At 70.1% G+C, this 18,480-nt stretch carries 16 protein-coding genes and 2 pseudogenes; 9 read left to right on the top strand and 9 right to left on the bottom strand.

The window, feature by feature from the left end:
* Nucleotides 1–108: 108 nt before the first annotated feature.
* A complete protein-coding gene (locus tag ACT80S_RS00090; RefSeq protein ID WP_377411172.1) occupies nucleotides 109–1,248 on the bottom strand; it encodes a DUF4145 domain-containing protein in 1,140 nt (379 codons plus the stop codon).
* Between the two features lie 347 nt (nucleotides 1,249–1,595).
* Between ACT80S_RS00090 and ACT80S_RS00085 the strand changes: the two genes are divergently transcribed.
* Nucleotides 1,596–2,324, top strand: a complete 729-nt coding sequence (locus tag ACT80S_RS00085) for a hypothetical protein (protein WP_377411169.1) — start codon at nucleotides 1,596–1,598, stop codon at nucleotides 2,322–2,324.
* A 346-nt stretch (nucleotides 2,325–2,670) separates the two neighbouring features.
* Here ACT80S_RS00085 and ACT80S_RS00080 read toward each other — a convergent pair whose 3' ends face one another.
* The 3 genes and pseudogenes from ACT80S_RS00080 to ACT80S_RS00070 all read right to left on the bottom strand — a co-directional run bounded on the left by ACT80S_RS00080 (nucleotide 2,671) and on the right by ACT80S_RS00070 (nucleotide 4,240).
* Nucleotides 2,671–3,045, bottom strand: coding sequence for a hypothetical protein (locus tag ACT80S_RS00080; RefSeq protein ID WP_377412641.1), 375 nt, complete (start codon nucleotides 3,043–3,045; stop codon nucleotides 2,671–2,673).
* An 18-nt stretch (nucleotides 3,046–3,063) separates the two neighbouring features.
* A pseudogene (locus ACT80S_RS00075) lies at nucleotides 3,064–3,216 on the bottom strand (DUF4124 domain-containing protein); the annotation flags it as partial.
* Between the two features lie 124 nt (nucleotides 3,217–3,340).
* Nucleotides 3,341–4,240 (bottom strand): annotated as a pseudogene (locus ACT80S_RS00070) (LysR family transcriptional regulator).
* Nucleotides 4,241–4,326: 86 nt separating this feature from the next.
* On the opposite strand from ACT80S_RS00070, the gene ACT80S_RS00065 reads away from it, so the two are divergent.
* The 6 genes from ACT80S_RS00065 to ACT80S_RS00040 all read left to right on the top strand — a co-directional run bounded on the left by ACT80S_RS00065 (nucleotide 4,327) and on the right by ACT80S_RS00040 (nucleotide 10,507).
* The gene (locus ACT80S_RS00065; protein ID WP_377411167.1) at nucleotides 4,327–5,304 is read left to right on the top strand and encodes a tripartite tricarboxylate transporter substrate binding protein; all 978 of its coding nucleotides are present in this window, start codon (nucleotides 4,327–4,329) and stop codon (nucleotides 5,302–5,304) included.
* Between the two features lie 55 nt (nucleotides 5,305–5,359).
* A complete protein-coding gene (locus tag ACT80S_RS00060) occupies nucleotides 5,360–6,358 on the top strand; it encodes a Bug family tripartite tricarboxylate transporter substrate binding protein (RefSeq protein ID WP_377411164.1) in 999 nt (332 codons plus the stop codon).
* Between the two features lie 38 nt (nucleotides 6,359–6,396).
* Entirely contained in the window at nucleotides 6,397–7,458 is a 1,062-nt protein-coding gene (locus ACT80S_RS00055; RefSeq protein WP_377411161.1) for an isocitrate/isopropylmalate dehydrogenase family protein, read from the top strand.
* A 20-nt stretch (nucleotides 7,459–7,478) separates the two neighbouring features.
* The gene (locus tag ACT80S_RS00050) at nucleotides 7,479–8,360 is read left to right on the top strand and encodes an amidohydrolase family protein (protein WP_377411158.1); all 882 of its coding nucleotides are present in this window, start codon (nucleotides 7,479–7,481) and stop codon (nucleotides 8,358–8,360) included.
* A 30-nt stretch (nucleotides 8,361–8,390) separates the two neighbouring features.
* Nucleotides 8,391–8,858, top strand: coding sequence for a gamma-glutamylcyclotransferase family protein (locus ACT80S_RS00045; protein WP_377411155.1), 468 nt, complete (start codon nucleotides 8,391–8,393; stop codon nucleotides 8,856–8,858).
* A 281-nt stretch (nucleotides 8,859–9,139) separates the two neighbouring features.
* Nucleotides 9,140–10,507 (top strand): hypothetical protein, encoded by a 1,368-nt coding sequence (locus tag ACT80S_RS00040; RefSeq protein WP_377411153.1) that lies wholly within the window; start codon nucleotides 9,140–9,142, stop codon nucleotides 10,505–10,507.
* Between the two features lie 21 nt (nucleotides 10,508–10,528).
* Here ACT80S_RS00040 and ACT80S_RS00035 read toward each other — a convergent pair whose 3' ends face one another.
* The 5 genes from ACT80S_RS00035 to ACT80S_RS00015 are packed head-to-tail and all read right to left on the bottom strand — an operon-like array spanning nucleotide 10,529 to nucleotide 15,761.
* Nucleotides 10,529–11,227: a molybdate ABC transporter substrate-binding protein gene (locus tag ACT80S_RS00035; protein WP_377411150.1), complete on the bottom strand. Its 699-nt coding sequence runs from the start codon at nucleotides 11,225–11,227 to the stop codon at nucleotides 10,529–10,531.
* 38 nt (nucleotides 11,228–11,265) lie between these two features.
* On the bottom strand, nucleotides 11,266–13,437 hold the full coding sequence (locus tag ACT80S_RS00030) for a xanthine dehydrogenase family protein molybdopterin-binding subunit (protein ID WP_377411146.1): 2,172 nt from the start codon (nucleotides 13,435–13,437) through the stop codon (nucleotides 11,266–11,268).
* Nucleotides 13,434–13,907, bottom strand: coding sequence for a (2Fe-2S)-binding protein (locus tag ACT80S_RS00025; protein ID WP_377411143.1), 474 nt, complete (start codon nucleotides 13,905–13,907; stop codon nucleotides 13,434–13,436). Before ACT80S_RS00025 ends, ACT80S_RS00030 begins: the two co-directional genes overlap by 4 nt.
* Before the next feature lie 10 nt (nucleotides 13,908–13,917).
* Complete coding sequence (locus tag ACT80S_RS00020) at nucleotides 13,918–14,877, bottom strand: tripartite tricarboxylate transporter substrate binding protein (protein ID WP_377411140.1); 960 nt, start codon at nucleotides 14,875–14,877, stop codon at nucleotides 13,918–13,920.
* Nucleotides 14,878–14,888: 11 nt separating this feature from the next.
* Complete coding sequence (locus tag ACT80S_RS00015; RefSeq protein WP_377411137.1) at nucleotides 14,889–15,761, bottom strand: fumarylacetoacetate hydrolase family protein; 873 nt, start codon at nucleotides 15,759–15,761, stop codon at nucleotides 14,889–14,891.
* Nucleotides 15,762–16,046: 285 nt separating this feature from the next.
* Here ACT80S_RS00015 and ACT80S_RS00010 point away from each other — a divergent pair, with 285 nt between their 5' ends.
* Together ACT80S_RS00010 and ACT80S_RS00005 are read left to right on the top strand one after the other, a co-directional pair.
* Nucleotides 16,047–17,234, top strand: a complete 1,188-nt coding sequence (locus tag ACT80S_RS00010) for an acetyl-CoA C-acyltransferase family protein (RefSeq protein WP_377411134.1) — start codon at nucleotides 16,047–16,049, stop codon at nucleotides 17,232–17,234.
* 145 nt (nucleotides 17,235–17,379) lie between these two features.
* A partial coding sequence (locus ACT80S_RS00005) for a caspase family protein (protein ID WP_377411131.1) occupies nucleotides 17,380–18,480 on the top strand: 1,101 nt, incomplete at its 3' end.

The raw sequence follows: 18,480 nt of genomic DNA, 5'->3' as shown, positions 1-18,480 counted from the left end.
CAGAAGCGTTGCCGGAGGAGGGCAGCGGTCAGAGTTGAGAAAATGTCGTCGACCGATATGAATCAAAGAGCCGGATTCGATTCGACCTGTTCGCAACTACAGTCGTTTCTAGGTGGCCTCTTCACACGGATTTCCTGGCGGTAAGTTTGGAGGGGTGTTTATCCAGCCTGTATCCAAATCTGAGCAGTACCACTCAATTAGGTGATTGGCCATGTCCAAAAATGGAGCCGAATATTTGAGATTCGGCTGGTCAGGATTGGTGGTCTGATCGTGAGCGCCAATGTTGCCAGCGTATTGAAGTGACCGCAGCCATGGTTCAACGTGCGGCGGAAGCCGGCGCCTTCGGTTGATTGTCGAAATCATATCTTCCAGCGTTGAGTCCGAGAAGGAGTCGCTTGGACGATTGGCCTCTTTTCCCGAGCGGATTCCCGTGGTGATATGCAGCAAGTCTTTGCAGATTGCTTCAGCGATCATTCGGCACTTCGTTAGAACGCTTCCCGCATCCACACTCTGGAGTTGACGCGCGGCAATTAAGTGGTGCGCGATACGACCTGCATTTCTCAACCCTGGCGTGACCGGGGTGATTGAAACCGCTGACGCATCTTGCTGCTCGGGTATGACAGTTTCGTCTTGATGCCTTGATTGTTGCGCCCTGGACTCCGGCTCAAACGAAACTCTATTCTCAATCGCGCGTATGGCCTCGCGAACTAAGCCAAGCAACTCCTTATGAGCGTTCGCTCCTAGCCTGACAGTCGCCTGGTCGAAGCCGAATACTTCAGGTGTTGATCCGGCCACTAACGACTTCACGCCCGCAGCGGCAGCCAGGTCATGCTCTAGCGCGAGCAAGTAGGGGAGGGATGATGAACTGCCTCGAAGTTTGAGTGCTTCTACAAGATTCGTTCGCTCTGCCCTTAACTCAAGGCCGATACGGTCGAGTGTCGTTGCGATGAAGGATTCCTCCTCGCTAGACCCGAATCCATTGCCATACAAATCTGCCAGTTCGGTACCGTAGCCGGTCTTCAGTTGGGACTTTACGGCATCAAAAACAGAAGTAGCGCGGAATTTTGTTATGAACGGAGGAAGCTCCCAAGGGACGATATTTGCGCCGTTGTGGATCCTCTCTGCGAGGGCATCTAAAACTTCGGCGTCCAGATGATCTCTCTTCTTAAGTAAATCAAGAAGATCCTTGTCTATCGCTCGGGCGTGGCGTATTTGTTTGATCAGCCATGCATTTTCTGATGGGCTCATATTCGCTCCGGAGGCGGCTATTCGGTTGTAGTCTGTCGCGATGGACTCGGCTTCGCAAGACCATGTTGATTTGCACTTACCTGAATCTCGCTGATCGCGGTCGCTCGCCTTAAACTTGGCGACCTCTATTGTGGGGTAAGGCTCTGCTGGGTCCTATGCGCGCTGTGTAGCGCTATATCCAGTCAGCCACTTTCTCGCTCAGATAGCGAACATTCAAACTCACCAGGTGCTACGCTCCCGTCGCACAAAATTTAGACGCCGCTGAACCATCAATGGCGTCTTCTCAATTGCCTACGCGTTGCATGAAGAAGGCGACGACTTAGTGCTATCCAGGCGTTGGAGGCCAAATGACTCAGCACTGTTATGTAGATTGGGCGGTACTCCTTGAGTACCTTAGATTGTTTCTTGCGTGGCCGTTCCTCTCGATGGTGACGGTGATCGTGTTCCTTCTTGTTTTCCGCGGGAGTTTGCATTTGCTGATCGGGCGGATCAAGTCAATCGAAGGGTGGGGAGGAAGGTTAGACACTACTCCCGCAGAGCGTCAAGCTCAGCGTGGCTCGCTTCCTACCCCAAATGAACCACACGGTCCGGGTGATGAGCCAACCTCCGTTGCGGCGATCGCTTCGACCACGGTGCTGAGTACGAGCGATTTGCCTCCCCAGGCTGATGCTGGCCCGTCGCATCAGGGGGGTCGGGTCGATTGGTTGGCTCACTACAGCAGCGACCCGACTCGTGCGAAGGCCGAGATTCTTCGTTGGTGGACCTTGGCAAAGTACGAATCAGTTTTCAATTTGATTTTTGGGACTCAGGTCCGTTTGATTCACGCTCTGTCTCAAGTGCCTGCTACCGGTGATACCAAGGAAAACATTCATGTGTTCTACGACGAGCACAGAGGCGTCGCCCGATCGATGGGTGTGAATCCGGCACCTGAAGCCGATTTCTTCAGCTTTCTCACGAGGGACAACTTCATCCGTTTTGAAGGTGGACGGGTATACATTACAGAGTGGGGTCAGGCGTTCGCGACCCACATCGCAACCCGATACGGCCCGATGGCGTTGACGATGCGCGCCTACTGACTCGGAGGCCACTACTGGACCACATTGCCTCGGCGCATAGTGCGGAGGTATGCTTTGTTGCCGCGTTGCGCTAAAGTTGTGGCTTGTTCGCTGCGCGCGCGACCTTCACACGGCGGGGGTCGGGGGTTCGAAACCCTCACCACCCACCATCACTTGAAAGCATTTCGGAGCATCTCCAAGCGCCGCAAGGCACGCAGCGAAAGCGCCCCCTGGTTCCAGCGGGCGCTTTTTTGTTGTTCGCGTTTCCCACGAACCGATGTGGCGGGTGCCGAGGTGCGCCGGCATGGGGCTCAGCGAGGCATCGCGAGGGCGTCGGTTCGCTCCCCCGAACGAAGGCTCCTGCCGGTCACCTCCGGCAACTGCCGGTGCTTGAGCATTCCTTCAGCAGGTTCTCGCGCTCCAGGGCCATCTCCCGCTGCTTGGTATCGCAGCGCGTCGCGACGGCAGACATCTCGCTGGATAGCGACAGTTCCCAGGTGGCGCCGGCGAGGTTGTTCGCGGCAGACTGCTTGCGATTGCGCAAAGCCGCCATTTCTCTATCGCACTGGGCACGTAGGCTTGATGAGCGCTGCTCGACGTCCGGAATCAGTATTTCCTCGATCTCTCGCCCGCGCCGCTGACGTTGGCTCAGCTCGGTCGCAGCATTGATTCTCTGGGCCTCGGTCTGGCGCGGGCGGCCAGAAGAACTTGCCGCGCTGTCAGGGCCGTCTGCCTGTACCAAGGGGCTTGAGCCACTTGCGGGCCGGATGTCCAGCCTTTCGCCACCCTGCTGGCACGGGACCTCCTGAAAGGTCAACCGGCCGCCTGGACCTGCGCACTTGTAGATCGCCCATGCGGAACTGCTCGCAACAGACAGGAGGAGCAGTGAAAGGGTGCACCGCAGCGTTCGCATCGCCATCGCTCGACCTTTATCGTTATCGATTAGAAAACATTATATTTAATAGCTGGTTTTTGGATCCGCTGTAAACCTATAGAGTTTGATCCGTGGTGGCGCGATGTTTCCGTCGGCGTGCGCCTCACCTCCCCCGGGCGCGCGCGCGCTTCGCCAGCAGCTCCCGGAAGGCCTGCGCCGCCGGCAGCAGCGGCTTGCCGCGGCGGCGGATCACGCCGATCGTGCGCACCACGCGCGGCTCCACCAGCGCGATCGCGGCCAGCGCCGACCCGCTGCCCGCCGGCACCGCGAAGCGCGGCACCGGCCCGACGCCCAGGCCCGCCTCGACCAGGTCCAGCACCGCCGGCACATGCCGCACCTCGCAGGCCCAGGGCAGGGCCAGGTCGCGCCCGGCCAGGGCCTGGTCGATCAGCAGGCGGTTGCCGGTGCCCGGCGCGAGCAGGATGCATTCGTGCTGCGCCAGCTCCGACTAGCGCAGGTGGCGGCGTCTGGCCAGGGCGTGGCCCCGGGGACAGGCCACCACGAAGTCCTCCTCCAGCAGCGGCTCGAACTCCAGGTCCGGCTCCTGCGTGCCCAGGTAGGTCACGCCGAAGTCCGCCTCGCCGCGCGCCACCGCCGGCAGGATGTCGGTCGCCGCGTCGTCCACCAGCCGCACCCGGATGCGGGGGAACTTCGCATGGAAGTCCTTCAGCGCCTGCGCGATGAAGCTGCCCACCGCCGAGGGCACGCAGGCCACGGTGACCTGGCCGCGCAGGCGGTCGGACAGGTCGGTCATCCCCAGCAGCGCGCCCTCCAGCTCGTGCAGGACATGCCGCGCGCGCGGCATGAAGTGCCGACCCATCGCGTTGAGTTCGACCTTGCGCGTGGTCCGGTCGAACAGCCGGAAGCCCAGGCCGGATTCCAGCTTCTCCACCCGCCGCGACAGGGCAGGCTGCGACAGGTGCAGCGATTCGGAAGCGGCGCGGAAGCTGCCGAGGTCGGCGACGGCGACGAAGGCGCGCAGGCCGTCGAGGTCGATATTCATGTGCGTTTCGTATCAATCCACAGGATCTTTGCAATTTACAGCGAAAGCGGGGCGGCCGATGATGCGTGCCCAAGGAGACTTCAACCATGCCCCTGTTCCGACGCAGCCTGGCCGGCGCGCTCGCGGCCATCGCCCTGCTGGGTGCCCACGCCGGCGCCGGCGCGCAGGCCTTCCCGGCCCGCCCGGTGACCCTGGTCGTGCCCTTCGCGCCCGGCGGCGGCACCGACAGCATCGCCCGTGACCTGGCCAAGACGATGGCCGACCAGCTCGGGCAGCCGGTGATCGTGGAGAACCGCGGCGGCGCCGGCGGCGCGCTGGGCGCCGACGCGGTGGCCAAGGCGAAGCCGGACGGCCACACCCTGCTGCTGGCGACCTCCACCTTCGCCACCCATGCCGCCACCGCGGGCAAGCTGCCCTACGACCCGCTGAAGGATTTCGCGCCGGTGGCCATGATCGGGCGCGGCCCGCTGCTGGTGGTGGCCTCGCGCCAGAGCGGCGTGGGCACGCTGGCGCAGCTGATGGCCGCGGCAAAGGCGCGCCCCCAGGGCCTGAACTTCTGTTCGGCCGGGGAGGGCAGCATCAACCACCTGGCCGGCGAGATGTTCCGCCAGAAGACCGGCCTGGCCATGACCCATGTCCCGTTCAAGGGCAGCGGCCCGGCGACGGTGGAACTGCTGGCGGGGCGCATCGACCTGTTCTTCGCCACGGTGCCCACCATCCTGCCGCATGTGAAGGACGGCAAGCTGCCGGTGCTGGCCGTGACCGGCGCGCGCCGCTCGCCGCTGTTCCCGCAGGTGCCGACGATGGCCGAGGCCGGCGTGCCGGGCTTCGAGGTCACGACCTGGTGGGGCGTGCTCGCCCCCGCGCAGACGCCGCCGGCCGTGGTCGAGGCGCTCAATCGCGTGGTCAACGAGGCGGCCGCCGCCGAGCCGGTGCGCGGCCGGCTGGTGGGCGAGGGCGCCGACCCGCTGCGCATGGCCCCCGCCGCCTTCGGCCAGGAGCTGGCCCGCGAGCTGGCCGCCTGGACCGCCGTCGCCCGCCACCCCGGCATGCAACTGCGCTGATTCCCCAGTCCCCTGAGATCACCCTGAGATCACCCTGAGCCTGAGAGCCCCCGAGATGACCCCTGCTCCGAACTTCCTGAACCGCCGCCAGCTGCTCGCCGCCGGCGCGGCCTGGGCCGCCGCCGGCCTGCCCGGCGCCGCCCACGCGCAGGCCGACTACCCGTCGCGCCCCATCACCGTGATCGTTCCCTACGCCCCCGGCGGCCAGGGCGACGTGTTCGCGCGCATCGTCGGCGAGCGCCTGGCCCGCTCGCTCGGCCAGCCGATGGTGGTGGACAACAAGCCCGGCGCCAGCGGTGCGCTCGGCGCCCGCCTGCTGGCCAAGGCCCGCGGCGACGGCTACACGCTGATGCTGGGGCAGACCGGCGAGGTCGCGGTGAACCGCTCGGCCATGAAGAACCCGGGCTATGACAGCCTGGCGGATTTCCGCCCCGTCGCCCTGGTGGGCAACGCGCCGCTGGTGCTGGCCGCGCCCGCCGCGGCCCCGTACAACACGCTCGCCGAGCTGCTGCAGCTGGCGCGCAGCAAGCCGGGCTCGGTGTCGTACGCCTCCTCCGGCACGGCCACGCCGGGCCACCTGGCGGCGGCGGCGCTGGCCCTGGGCACCCGCACCGAGATGGTCCACATCCCGTACAAGGGCGCGGGCCAGGCGATCACCGACCTGATCGCGGGCCAGGTGCAGTTCTTCTTCTCCAGCGCCTCGGCCATCATGCCCCACGTCAAGGGCGGCAAGGTCAAGGCGCTGGCGGTGTCCTCCTCGCGCCGGCTCGCCGCGCTGCCGAACGTGCCCACGGTGGCCGAGGCCGCGGTGCCGGGCTTCGAGTTCAGCCTGTGGGGCGGCTACTTCGCGCCGAAGGACACGCCCGACGCGGTCGTGAACCGCCTGAACGCCGAGGTGAACAAGGCCATCGCCGAGGCCGACCTGCATGCCCGCCTCGAGGCCGACGGCAGCGCCGTCGCGCCGATGTCCGCGCAGGCCTTCGCCGCCTTCGTGCGCGCCGAGATGGACAAGTACGCGCGCCTGGTCAAGGAAACCGGCGCCCAGGTCGACTGACAATCCCCACGCACCCCACCCCCATCCCCACGCACACCATGAAAATCGTTGTTCTTCCCGGCGACGGCATCGGCCCCGAAACCATGGCGGTCACCGTCGACGTGCTCGAGGCCGCCTCGCGCCGCTTCCACCTCGGCCTCGAGCTGGACCACGACATCACCGGCCATGCCAGCCTCAGGCAGCACGGCGCCACGGTGACGCCGGCGCTCCTGGCCAAGGTCAGGGCCGCCGACGGGCTGATGCTCGGCCCCACCGCGACCTACGAGTTCAAGGACGAATCCAAGGGCGAGATCAACCCGTCCAAGTTCTTCCGCAAGGAACTGGACCTGTACGCCAACATCCGCCCCGCGCGCACCTACCCCGGCCTGCCGAACAAGGTCGGCGCGTTCGACATGGTGGTGGTGCGCGAGAACACCGAGGGCTTCTACGCCGACCGCAACATCGCCTCCGGCGGCAGCGAGATGCTGATCACGCCTGACGTGGTGGTGTCCCTGCGCCGCATCACCCGCGAGTGCTGCGAGCGCATCGCCCGCAGCGCCTTCGAGCTGGCCATGACCCGCGGCAGGCACGTGAGCATCGTCCACAAGGCCAACGTGCTGCGCCTGGGCGACGGCATGTTCATCGAAATGTGCCAGCAGGTGGCGCGCGAATTCCCCGAGGTGCGGGTGGACGACTTCATCGTCGACGCCATGATGGCCCACGTGGTGCGCGCGCCCGAGCGCTTCGACGTGATCGTCACCACCAACATGTTCGGCGACATCCTCTCGGACCTCACCGCCGAGCTCTCCGGCAGCCTGGGCCTGGGCGGCTCGCTCAACGCCGGCCGTGACCATGCCATGGGCCAGGCCGCCCACGGCTCCGCGCCCGACATCGCGGGTCAGGACATCGCCAACCCCTTCTCCCTGGTGCTCTCGGCCGCCCAGCTGCTCGGGTGGCACGGCCAGCGCAAGGGCCTGCCGGCCTTCGCCCAGGCGGCCCAGGCGATCGAGGACGGGGTGGCCGGCGCCATCGCCGCGCGCGAGTGCACCCGTGACGTCGGCGGCCAGCTCGGCACCGCCGCCACCGGCCGCGCGTTCGTGCAGCGCCTGCTGGCGGCATGATCCCGGGCCCGCCCGACGCCATGGCCTCTCCCGTTCCCGCTCCCGCTCACGCGGCCTCCGCCGCCTGGCCCGCCGGTGCCTGCGACTGCCACACCCACGTGGTGGGCGACCCGCAGGCCTGGCCCATGGTGGCCGACCGGCACTACACCGCCGGCCCGGCGCCGGCCGCCGCGCTCGCGGCGCACCTGCGCGCCTGCGGGCTGCAACGCGCCGTCATCGTGCAGCCCAGCTTCTATGGCACCGACAACGGCTGCCTGCTCGAGGCCCTGGACGAACTCCAGGGCGCGGGCCGCGGCGTGGCGGTGCTCGACCCGGGCGTGGACGACGCCACCCTGGCCGGCCTGCATGCCCGCGGCGTGCGCGGCCTGCGGCTCAACATGGAGAGCGGCGGCATCCGCGACCCGCGCGCGGTGGAGGCCGGCCTGCGCGCCTGGGCCGGCCGGCTCGCGCCGCTGGGGTGGCACCTGCAGGTGTTCGCCACGCCGGCCACCACCGGCCCGCTCGCCGGGCTGCTGGCCGACCTGCCGGTGCCGGTGGTCCTGGACCACTTCGCCCTGGTGGCCTCGCTGGACGACCCGATGGCCGCGCCGCTGCTGGCGCTGGTGCGCGGCGGCCAGGCCTACGTGAAGCTGTCCGCGGCCTACCGCATCGCGCCGGCCTGGCCCCGGGCCGACGTCAGCGCGGTGGCCCGGGCCTTCCTCGAGGTCAACCCCGCGCGGGTGCTCTGGGGCAGCGACTGGCCCCACACCAACCGCGAGCCGGGCAAGGGGCCGCTGGAGACCAGCCGCTACCGCGACATCGCCAGCGCCGACCTGCGCGACACCATCGCCCGCTGGCTGCCCACGCCGGCGCTGCGCCAGCAGGTGCTGGTGGACAACCCGGCGCGCCTCTACGGGTTCTGAGGGCGCCGGCCCGGCCGTACCATCGGCCGCATGCCGACCGCACCGCCCGCCCACCCCCGCGCCTTCTTCGTCTACGGCACGCTCCTGCGGGGCGAGCCGAACCACCGCGTGATCGCCCGCCTGGGCCTGGCCGGGGTGCGGGCGGCGCGCGTGCGCGGGCGCCTGTTCGACACCGGCGAGGGCTACCCCGCGATGCTGGCGCCGCTGGAGCCGCGGGCGGGGCAGGGCGGGGACGCGCCCGCGCAAGGGGCCGGCGTGGTGGCCGGCGAGCTCATGGTCCCGGCGGATCTCGCGGCGGCGCTGCGCGACCTCGACGCCCTCGAGGAGTTCTTCGGCCCCGGCGACCCGCACAACCTCTACGAGCGCCGCGAGGTCGAGGCCGACACCGGCGAGGGCGCGCCGGTGCGGGCCTGGGCCTACCTCTATGTCGGCACCGCGCGCCTCGTCCCCATCCCCTCGGGCGACTGGAAAGCTCATCAGCAGGGTGTCGGCCCGTAAGTTCATCCGCCGCTGCACGGCCCCGGCAGGGGCACGCCCAGGGATGAGGTGTAAGCGCTGAGCCATCCGCTTACAGCCCATCAACATCTGCCTACACGATGTCGGACGCGTCCTACTACAGTCCCTCCCATCGCTGACTGGCGTCCCCGATGACAGCGCGGCCCCCGCCGCGACAGCCAGCAGCGTTTCACCGCATCGCCCCTTCAAGCACGACCGCCGCAACAGCCGCGGTGGGTCGGCCGGGCGGAGCTTTGTCTGAACTTTTTCGAGACCTGTACCGAATGCCATTCCGCCTCGCCTCCAAGACTTTCCGAACTGCCGCCCAGAACGCGATCCACGCCACCGTCCTCGCCGCCGCCGCCGTGTGCGCCGGCCAGGCCGCCGCCGCCACCGAGGTCGGCCCCTACTTCCAGGGCTATGCCAGCGGCAGCATGGTCGACGCGAAGAACAAGGCCGGCATGAACGCCGCCACCCTGGCCTTCGGCGTGACCCGCGGCTCCTGCGCGTTCGACGCCTACTTCACCGAGCGCATGCCCGACGCCCGCGCCTACGTGGCCGCCGGCGGCACGCTCGCCGTCTCGCTGGGCGGCGCCGACGGCATCTATGCCGAAATCTCCTGCTCGGACGACCAGCTCTTCGCGCTCCTGGACAAGCTCGTGGTCGACTCCAAGGCCCACCGCATCGACTGGGACATCGAGGGCCACCAGCTCAATAACACCGACGCCACCGCGCGCCGCAACCGCGTCCTCAAGCGGCTGCAGGCCAAGTACCCGAACGTGAAGACCTCGTTCACGCTGCCCGGTTGGCTGAACGGCATCCAGCCCAATGGCATGGCGCTGCTGAAAAGCACCATCGCCGCGGGCGTGCGCATCGACATCGTGAACATGATGGCCATGACCTTCGGCCCGGAGAACATCCGCACCATGGTCTCGCCCTCGACGCTGGGCCAGGCCGTGGTCATGACCTACAACGCCACCGAGAAGCAGATGGCCGGCCTGTTCCCGGGCAAGACCCCGGCGCAGATCAACGCGATGATGGGCATCACGCCCATGATCGGCACGCAGGACGACCCGACCACCTTCACCCTGGCCGACGCGAAGACGGTGGCCGACCTGGTGAAGTCCAAGGGCTCCGCGCTGCTCGCCTACTGGGCCTTCCAGCGTGACCGGGCGCAGGACCGCGCCGGCATCACCCCGCTGGACCAGTACAGCGGCGTCGTGCAGTCGGACTACCAGTTCCTGAACATCTTCAAGACCGCGCAGGGCGCCTCGCCCGCCCCGGCCCCTGCGCCGTCGCCCGCCCCGGCGCCGATCGCCTCGCCGGTGATCGCCACCTGTGCGAACTGGGACGCCGCGAAGTGGTACGTGGCCGGCACCAAGGTCGCCCGCCTGGGCCGCACCTACGTGGCCACCGCCGGCAACCAGAACTCGCCGCCGGAATGGACGCCCACCCACTGGGCGCTGACCACCTGCTCGGCCCCTGCGCCGGCGCCGGCCCCGGTCGTGACCTACCCGAACTGGGTGATGGGCCAGTACTACGCGGCGGGCAGCGTGGTCTCGTACGGCGGCAAGCTGTACAAGGCGCGCTACGCCAACCCGGGCTACAACCCCACCATCAGCACCTACTACTGGGCGCCGTACGCCGCGTAAGCGCAGCCCGCCCCGGCGGCTTCAGAAGACGAAGCCGCCCGCGCGCCGGATCCCGGCCGACGCCTCGCCCGCCACCAGCGCGGCGAGGCGTTGCGCCAGGTCCGGCGCGTTCGCCTTCGTGCACACGCCCAGCGTGTAGTCGGTGGACAGCTCGAACTCCCGGGGCAGCGAGCCGACCAGGTCGACCCCGGGCGTGTAGTTGATCTCGGTCTCCTGGGTGCAGCCGATCACGTCGTCGGTGTCGGCCCGGGCCATGGCCGCCATCGCGGTCGCGCCGTTCGGGAAGGGCCGCAGGCGCTCGCGCAGTTCGGCGTCCAGCCCGAGCGCCTTGAGTACGTTCATGAAGTGGATGCCCGCGGTGGCCTTGTCCGGGTCCGGGTGGTAGATCGCGCGGGCGCCCCGGAAAGCCGCGGCCAGCGCCTCGCGGTCGTCGATGGCCGGGCGCGGCGCGCCGGATCTCACCGCGATGCCGGTAGCCACCAGCCCCAGCGAGCGCTCGGTGCCCGCCACCACATGGCCATCGGCCACGAGCTGGGCCACCAGCGGGCGGGTGAGGATCACCAGGTCGCAGGGCGCGCCGGCCACCAGCTGGTCGCGCATCTGGCCGACGGCGCTGAAGGTGGCCTCGATGCGCGCGCCGGTCTCCTGCTCGAAGCGGGCCTGGACTCCCTTGACGACGGCGGCTGCGGCGCCGCCGCTCAGGACGTGGACGGTGGTCATGGGGAAGGGGTTCCTTGTCGTTGGAGGTTCATGGGCGCTCAGGCGCCGTGCGCGGCGGCCAGCAGGCGCTGCGGGGTGAAGGGCATCTCGCGCAGGCGCAGGCCCAGCGCGTCATGGATGGCGTTGGCGATGGCGGCGGCGGTCGGGCCGGCGCTGCATTCGCCCGCGCCCAGCGACGGGCTGTCGGGCCGGTCGGCGATCGTCGTGTGCAGGGCCGGCAGGTCGGCGAAGCCCAGGATCGGGTAGCGCTCCCAGTCGCTGGAGGCGATGCCCTGGGCGGTGAGGTCGGCGGCTTCGCACAGCGTCCAGCTCGCGGCCTGCAGCGCGCCGCCCTCGAGCTGGTTGCGCGCGCCATCGGGGTGGACCACCAGGCCCAGGTCGGCGGCGATGTGCAGGCGGCGCAGGCGCACCGCGTCGTCCACCTCGATCTCGGCCACCACCGCGCAGTAAGCGCCGGTGCCCTTGTAGCGGGCGAAGCCCAGGCCGCGGCCCCAGCCCTCGGGGCGCTCGCCGCGCTGCGGCGCGTCGCAGTCCCACCCGGCCAAGCGCGCGGCCTCCTGCAGCACCTCGCGGGCCCGCGGGTCGGCCAGGTGCGCGAGGCGGTAGGCGAGCGGGTCGCGGCCGAGGGCGCGGGCGACCTCGTCCATCATGGACTCGGCGGCCATCACGTTGACATGCGCGCCCAGCGCCCGCAGCGCCGAGACGCGCTGCGGCATCGCCAGGACGCGGTGGTTCACCGCCTCGATGCGGCCGATGGCGTAGGGCGGCACCGCGTTGCGCTCGGAGCCGCCGCCCACCGCGAGCGCGGCGTTCACCGCCATCGGCACCGGGAACGGCCGCTCCACCTGCCACGCGCCCAGCAGGCTGGGCGTGGCGCCGCGGCCGGGGCGGGTGCCATGGCCCTGGCTCCAGACCTCCTGGCGCCAGGACACCAGCCGGCCCTGCGCATCGACCGCGGCGTCCACCTCCACGGCCATCGCCGGGCCCAAGGGCGCGTGGGCCATCTCCTGGTGGCGCGTCCACTCGACGCGCACCGGCCGGCCGCCGGCATGGCGCGCGAGCCAGGCCGCGTCGAAGGCCACGTCGTCCGCGCCGTTGTGGCCGTAGCAGCCCGCGCCCTCCGCGTGGTGCACGGTCACCTGCGATTCGGCCAGCCCGAAGGCCAGCGCCAGGTCGCGCCGCAGGTTGAAGATGCCCTGGGTGTGGCTCCAGACCTCCAGGCGCTCGCCCCCTTGCGCGCCCCCTTGCGCGCCCTCCGGCGGGCTCTCCCAGCGGGCGAGGGCGCAGCACAGGCCCACCGAGGCATGCTGCAGCCAGCCGCGGCCGTAGGCTGCCCGGAAGCGGCGGGCGGGGGCGGCTGGCGCCTCGCCCTGGTCGAGGATCGGGGTCGTCTCCAGCGGCTGGGCCTGGAGCCAGGCGGCGGTCCCGGGACCGGCTGGCACCTCGGCCTCGCCGTGCCAGAGCGCGGCCTGGGCGATCGCCCGGGCCGGCCGCTCCAGCGCGTGCGCCGTGGCCGCGAGCACGCCGACCAACAGGCCGTCACGCGCGACGGCCACCACGCCAGGCAGGGCGGGCAGGCGCGGGGCGAGGGCGGTCCAGGCCGCCTCGTCGACGCGGGCGCGCAGCGTGTCGGGGCGGTGCACGCGCCCGTGCAGCAGGCCGGGCAGCGTGAGGTCATGGAGGAAGCGGAACTCGCCGAACACCTTGGCCGCGATGTCCTCGCGCGGGCTGCCGCCGAAGGCACTGCGCTGGCCCGACCGGGGCGCGACATGGGCCGGGTCGATGGCCGAGGCGAGCAGGGCCTGGTCGGCCAGGTCGGCGTAGCGCAGGCGCTGCGCGCCGGCGACGAAGAGGCCGTCCTGCAGCTGCACGGCGCCGGCGGCCACGCCGGCGCGCTGCGCCGCGCGCAAGCGGCAGGCCTCGCGCAGGTGGGCGGCGGCGGCCCGCAGGGCGCTGCCGGAGTGCTGCAGGGACAGGCTGCCGGAGGTGACCGCCTCGTCCGGGCTGGTCGCGGTGGAGGGCGGCACCATGGCCACCTGCGCCGGGTCGATGCGCAGTTCCTCGGCCACCACCAGCCTGAGCGCGTGCGAGATGCCCTGGCCGATGTCGACCTTGCCGGAGGTGGCGAGCACGCGCCCGTCCGGCGCCACGCGCAGCCACTGGCCGAGGCGCGGGTGCCGGGTGAGGCTCTCGGGGTGCAGCGGGCTCATGGCGCTGCGAGGCTGCCCGCCGCGCGCTGCACGGCGCGCACGATGCGCGGGTGGGCGCCACAGCGGCACAGGTGGCCGGCCAGCGCCTCGCGGATGCGGGCCTCGCCGGGCCGCGGCTCCTCGCGCAGCAGCTGCGCGGCGCGCAGGATCATGCCGCTGGTGCACCAGCCGCATTGCAGCGCCTGTTCCTCGATGAAGGCGGCCTGCAGCGGGTGCGGTAACTCGCGCGTGCCCAGGCCCTCCAGCGTGGTCACCGCGCGGCCCGCCACCGACCCCAGCGGGGTGTTGCAGGCGGTGGTGGCGCGGCCGTCGACGAGCACGGTGCAGGCGCCGCACTGGCCCAGGCCGCAGCCCAGGCGCGTGGCCTTCAGGTCCAGCGCGTGGCGCAGCGCGTCCAGCAGGGTACGGTCGGCGTCGCCGTCGACGGTGCAGGCCCGGCCGTTGACGGTCAGGGAGACCGGGGCGTCCATGCGGGCCGCGTCAGTCCGGCTTGGCGCCGGAGACGCGCACGATCTCGCCCCATTTGGCGATGTCCTCGCCCAGGTACTTCTCGAACTCGGGCACCGTCATGGACATCGGCACCGCGCCCTGCTGCGCCCAGGCGGCCTTGACGTCGGGCGCGTTGACGATGCGCCGCACGGCCTCGTTCAGCTTGCTCACCACCGCCGGCGGCGTGCCCTTGGGCGCCATCAGGCCGAGCCAGATCGTCGCCTCGTACTTCGGCACGGTCTCGGCCACGGTGGGCATGTCCGGCGCGGAGCGGGTGAGGCCGGTGGTGGCCAGGCCGCGCACGCGGCCGTCCTTGGCCATCTGGGTCATGGTGGTGACCGCGTCGAACATCATCTCCACCTGGCCGCCGACCACGTCGGTGCGCGCGCCGGAGCTGCCCTTGTACGGCACGTGGGTGATCTGCACCCCGGCCAGGTGCTTGAACAGCTCGCCGGCCATGTGGTAGGGCGTTCCGTTGCCCGAGGAGGCGTAATTGAGCTTGCCGGGGCGCGACTTGGCCAGCGCGATCAGCTCCGGCAGCGTCTTCGCGGGCACCGAGGGGTGCACCACCAGCATCAGGTCCGAGTAGTTCACCGGCGCCACGCCGACGAAGTCCTGCATCAGCTTGAACGGCTTGCTGGGGATCAGCGTCTCGTTCACCGTGTGCGTGTTGGACATCATCAGCAGCGTGTAGCCGTCGGCCGGCGCCTTCGCCGCCTCGGCGGTGCCGATGACGGAGCCGGCGCCGGGCTTGTTCTCGACGACGAAGGACTGCTTGAGCTCCGCGGACAGCCGCTGCCCGATGAAGCGCGCGTAGTTGTCCGCCGGCCCGCTGGCGGCGAAGGGGACGATGATGCGTACCGGCCGGTTCGGGTAGTCGGCCTGGGCGAAGGCGCCGGTGGCGGCTGCGAGGGCTGCAGCGAGGACGATGGCCTGGCGGACGATGCGCATGCGGGTTCCTTTCAGACGAAGCGGTTCTCGATGGCGCCGATCCCGTCGATCTCGACGCGGATGCGGTCGCCGGGCTGGATGTACTTCGGCGGCTTGAGCCCCATGCCCACGCCGGCCGGTGTGCCGGTGGCGATCACGTCGCCGGGGTAGAGCGTGATGCCCCGCGAGATGGTCTCGATCAGCGTGGGGATGTCGAAGATCATGTTGGCCGTGGGGCCGTCCTGGCGCAGCTCGCCGTTGACCCAGCAGCGCACCCGGGTGTTCAGGCCGTCCACCTCGTCGGCGGTGACCAGCCAGGGGCCCATCGGGCAGAAGGTGTCGAACGACTTGCCCATGTCCCACTGCTGGTGGCGCATCTGCACGTCGCGCGCGGTGACGTCGTTGACGATGGTGTAGCCCCAGACATGGGCCATGGCGTCGGCCTTGGCGATGTTCTTGCCGCCGCGCCCGATCACCACCGCGAGTTCGGCCTCGTAGTCGATCTGGTCGGAGATCGCGGCGCCCGGCAGGTGGACGTCGTCATGCGGGCCGACCACGCACTCGGGCACCTTGGTGAAGACGATGGGCCACTCCATCACGTTGGCCGCGCTGTCCTTGAACACCGAGGTGGCCAGCTCCTTGGCATGGGCGTGGTAGTTGCGGCCCACGCACCAGACGTTGCGGCGCGGCACCGGCAGCGGGGCCTCGAGCCGGACCGAGGCGATGTCCAGGGCCGCCCCCACGGTGGCCGGCATCGGCTCGCCGCGCGCGCTGGCCTCGACCAGGGGCAGGGCGCCGCGCGCGGCGGCCTCGGCCGTGAGGGCGAGGGGCGAGACCTGGCGGCCGTCGGACGAGACCAGGCCGACGTGGCGGCGGCCTGCATGTTGGAAGGTGGCGATGCGCATGCGGTACGTGCTCCCTGGTGGACTGGTGGATGCATTCATGGCCGGTGGCCGAGCGCCCGATCCTAGGAAGCCCGCGGCACCGCCTCCATCGGTGTAATCACCATCGGGGCCGGCCCTAGGAGGCCCCGGGACGCGTGGCCATCGGCCCACCCTGGTGAGGACCTTTGGATTAAGCGGGAGGCAGCGGCCGGGCGTGTCGGATGCGTGTCAGGTTTGGCCGCACAATGGTCCGCACGGCCGGTCCGGGCAGGGCCGCCGCCACCCGCAAACCCACCAGGAGACACCATGCCCCAGACCGACGTCTACGTCGTCGCCGCCGCGCGCACCGCCATCGGCACCTTCGGCGGATCCCTCAAGGACACGCCGCTGTCGGACCTCGCCACCACCGCCGTGCGCGCCGCGCTGGAGCGCAGCGGCGCCCCGCTGGATGCCGTCGGCCACCTGGTCATGGGCAACGTGATCCCCACCGAGCCGCGCGACGCCTACCTGTCCCGCGTGGCCGCGATGAACGCCGGCCTGGCCCAGGAGGTCCCCGCCTTCAACGTGAACCGCCTGTGCGGCTCGGGCCTGCAGGCCATCGTGTCCGCGGCCCAGTCCATCCTGCTCGGCGACACCCAGGTCGCGGTGGGCGCCGGCGCCGAGGCCATGTCGCGCGGCGTCTACGTGTCCTCCGCCGCCCGCTGGGGCGCCCGCATGGGCGACATGCAGCTGCAGGACTACATGCTGACCATCCTGCACGACCCGTTCCACCGCATCCACATGGGCGTGACCGCGGAGAACGTCGCCGAGGCCTACGGCATCACCCGCGAGCAGATGGACCAGCTCGCGGTCGTGAGCCACACCCGCGCCGCCGCCGCCATCGCCGCCGGCCGCTTCAAGGAGCAGATCGTCCCGGTGGTCCTCAAGACCCGCAAGGGCGAGGTGAACTTCGAGGTCGACGAGCATGTGAAGGCCGACACCTCGATGGAGGTGCTGGCCAAGATGAAGCCGGCCTTCAAGAAGGAGGGCGGCATGGTCACCGCCGGCAATGCCTCCGGCATCAACGACGGCGCCGCCGCCGTGGTGCTGGCCTCGGGCGAGGCCGTCAGGACGCACGGCCTCAAGCCGCTGGGTCGCCTCGTCTCGTACGCGCACGCCGGTGTCGACCCCAAGGTGATGGGCATCGGCCCGGTCCCGGCGACCCGCAAGGCGCTGGAGAAGGCCGGCCTGTCGATCAACGACCTGGACGTGATCGAGTCCAACGAGGCCTTCGCCGCGCAGGCCTGCGCGGTGACGCAGCAGCTGGGCCTGGACCCGGCCAAGGTCAACCCCAACGGCTCGGGCATCTCGCTGGGCCACCCGGTGGGCGCGACCGGCGCGATCATCACCACCAAGGCCCTGTACGAGCTGCAGCGCATCGGCGGCCGCTACGCGCTGGTCACCATGTGCATCGGCGGCGGCCAGGGCATCGCGGCGATCTTCGAGCGCGCCTGATGGCCCGGGGGCGATCCGCTGGGAAGCGGGCTCGTCCATACACCGGAAGTTGGCGGCTTCCGAGCGGAACGGCCTTGTTTTGGATTCCGTTGTACAAAAGTCAAATTGACCACGGAGAGGGCGGCCGGCCCTAGAATCCCGAGGCATGCAAGCCCGAGTCCCGGCCGCCCGCCTGCGGCCCGTCACCCGCGCCGCGCTGGCCCTGCTGGCCGGCGCCGGCCTCGCCATCCCGGTGCCCGCGCAGAACGCGCCAGGGGCCGGGGCGGATCGCAACCTGGTGATCGCCCTGCCGGCGCCGCCGGCGCCCGTGGTCGCGCCCTCGGCCGCGCGTCGCGTCGCCCTGGTGATCGGCAACGCCAGCTACAAGGATGCGCCGCTCACCAACCCGGTGAACGATGCGCGCGCCATCGCGCAGGCGCTGCGTGACAGCGGCTTCGCGGTGACGCTGCGCGAAAACGCCGACATGAAGGAGATGCTCGCCGCGGTGCGCGGCTTCGGCGACGAGCTGCGCAAGGGCGGCGTCGGCGTCTTCTACTTCGCCGGGCACGGCATGCAGATCAAGGGCCGCAACTACCTGATCCCGGTGGGCGGTTCGATCGAGCGCGAGGACGAGGTGGCCTATTCGGCGGTCGATGCCCAGGCCGTCCTCGACAAGATGGACGCGGCCGGCAACGGCACCAACCTCCTGATCCTCGATGCCTGCCGCAACAACCCGTTCGCGCGCAGCTTCCGCAGCGCGCAGCAGGGCCTGGCGCAGATGGACGCGCCGGTCGGCACGCTGGTGGCGTTCGCCACCTCGCCCGGCTCGGTGGCCAGCGACGGGCAGGGCGGCAACGGCCTGTACACCCAGCATCTGCTGCAGGCCATGCGTGAGCCGGGCGCGAAGGTGGAGGATGTTTTCAAGCGGGTGCGCGCCAATGTGCGCCGCGACTCGCAGGGCAAGCAGGTGCCGTGGGAGTCGACCTCGCTGGAGGGGGACTTCTACTTCCTCACGCCCAAGCCGGCCGCCGCCCCCGAGTCGGGTGACGCGGCCCTGGAAAAGGCCATGTGGGCGCTGGTGAAGGAGAGCCGGCAGGCGCTGGAAATCAAGGCCTTCCTCTCGCGCTTCCCGTCGGGGGCCTTCGCGAAGGAGGCGGGCGCCCGGCTGGCCGCGCTGGAGGAGGGCGCCCGGCGCACGGCCGCCGACGCGCAGGCCGCGGCGGCGAAGGCGCCGGCGGCCCCGGCCCCGGCCCCGGCCCCGGCCCCG

The organism is Ramlibacter sp. MAHUQ-53, from assembly GCF_052600055.1.
The sequence above is the reverse complement of the archived record's forward strand: the minus strand, read 5'-3'. Positions and strand labels throughout refer to the sequence as shown.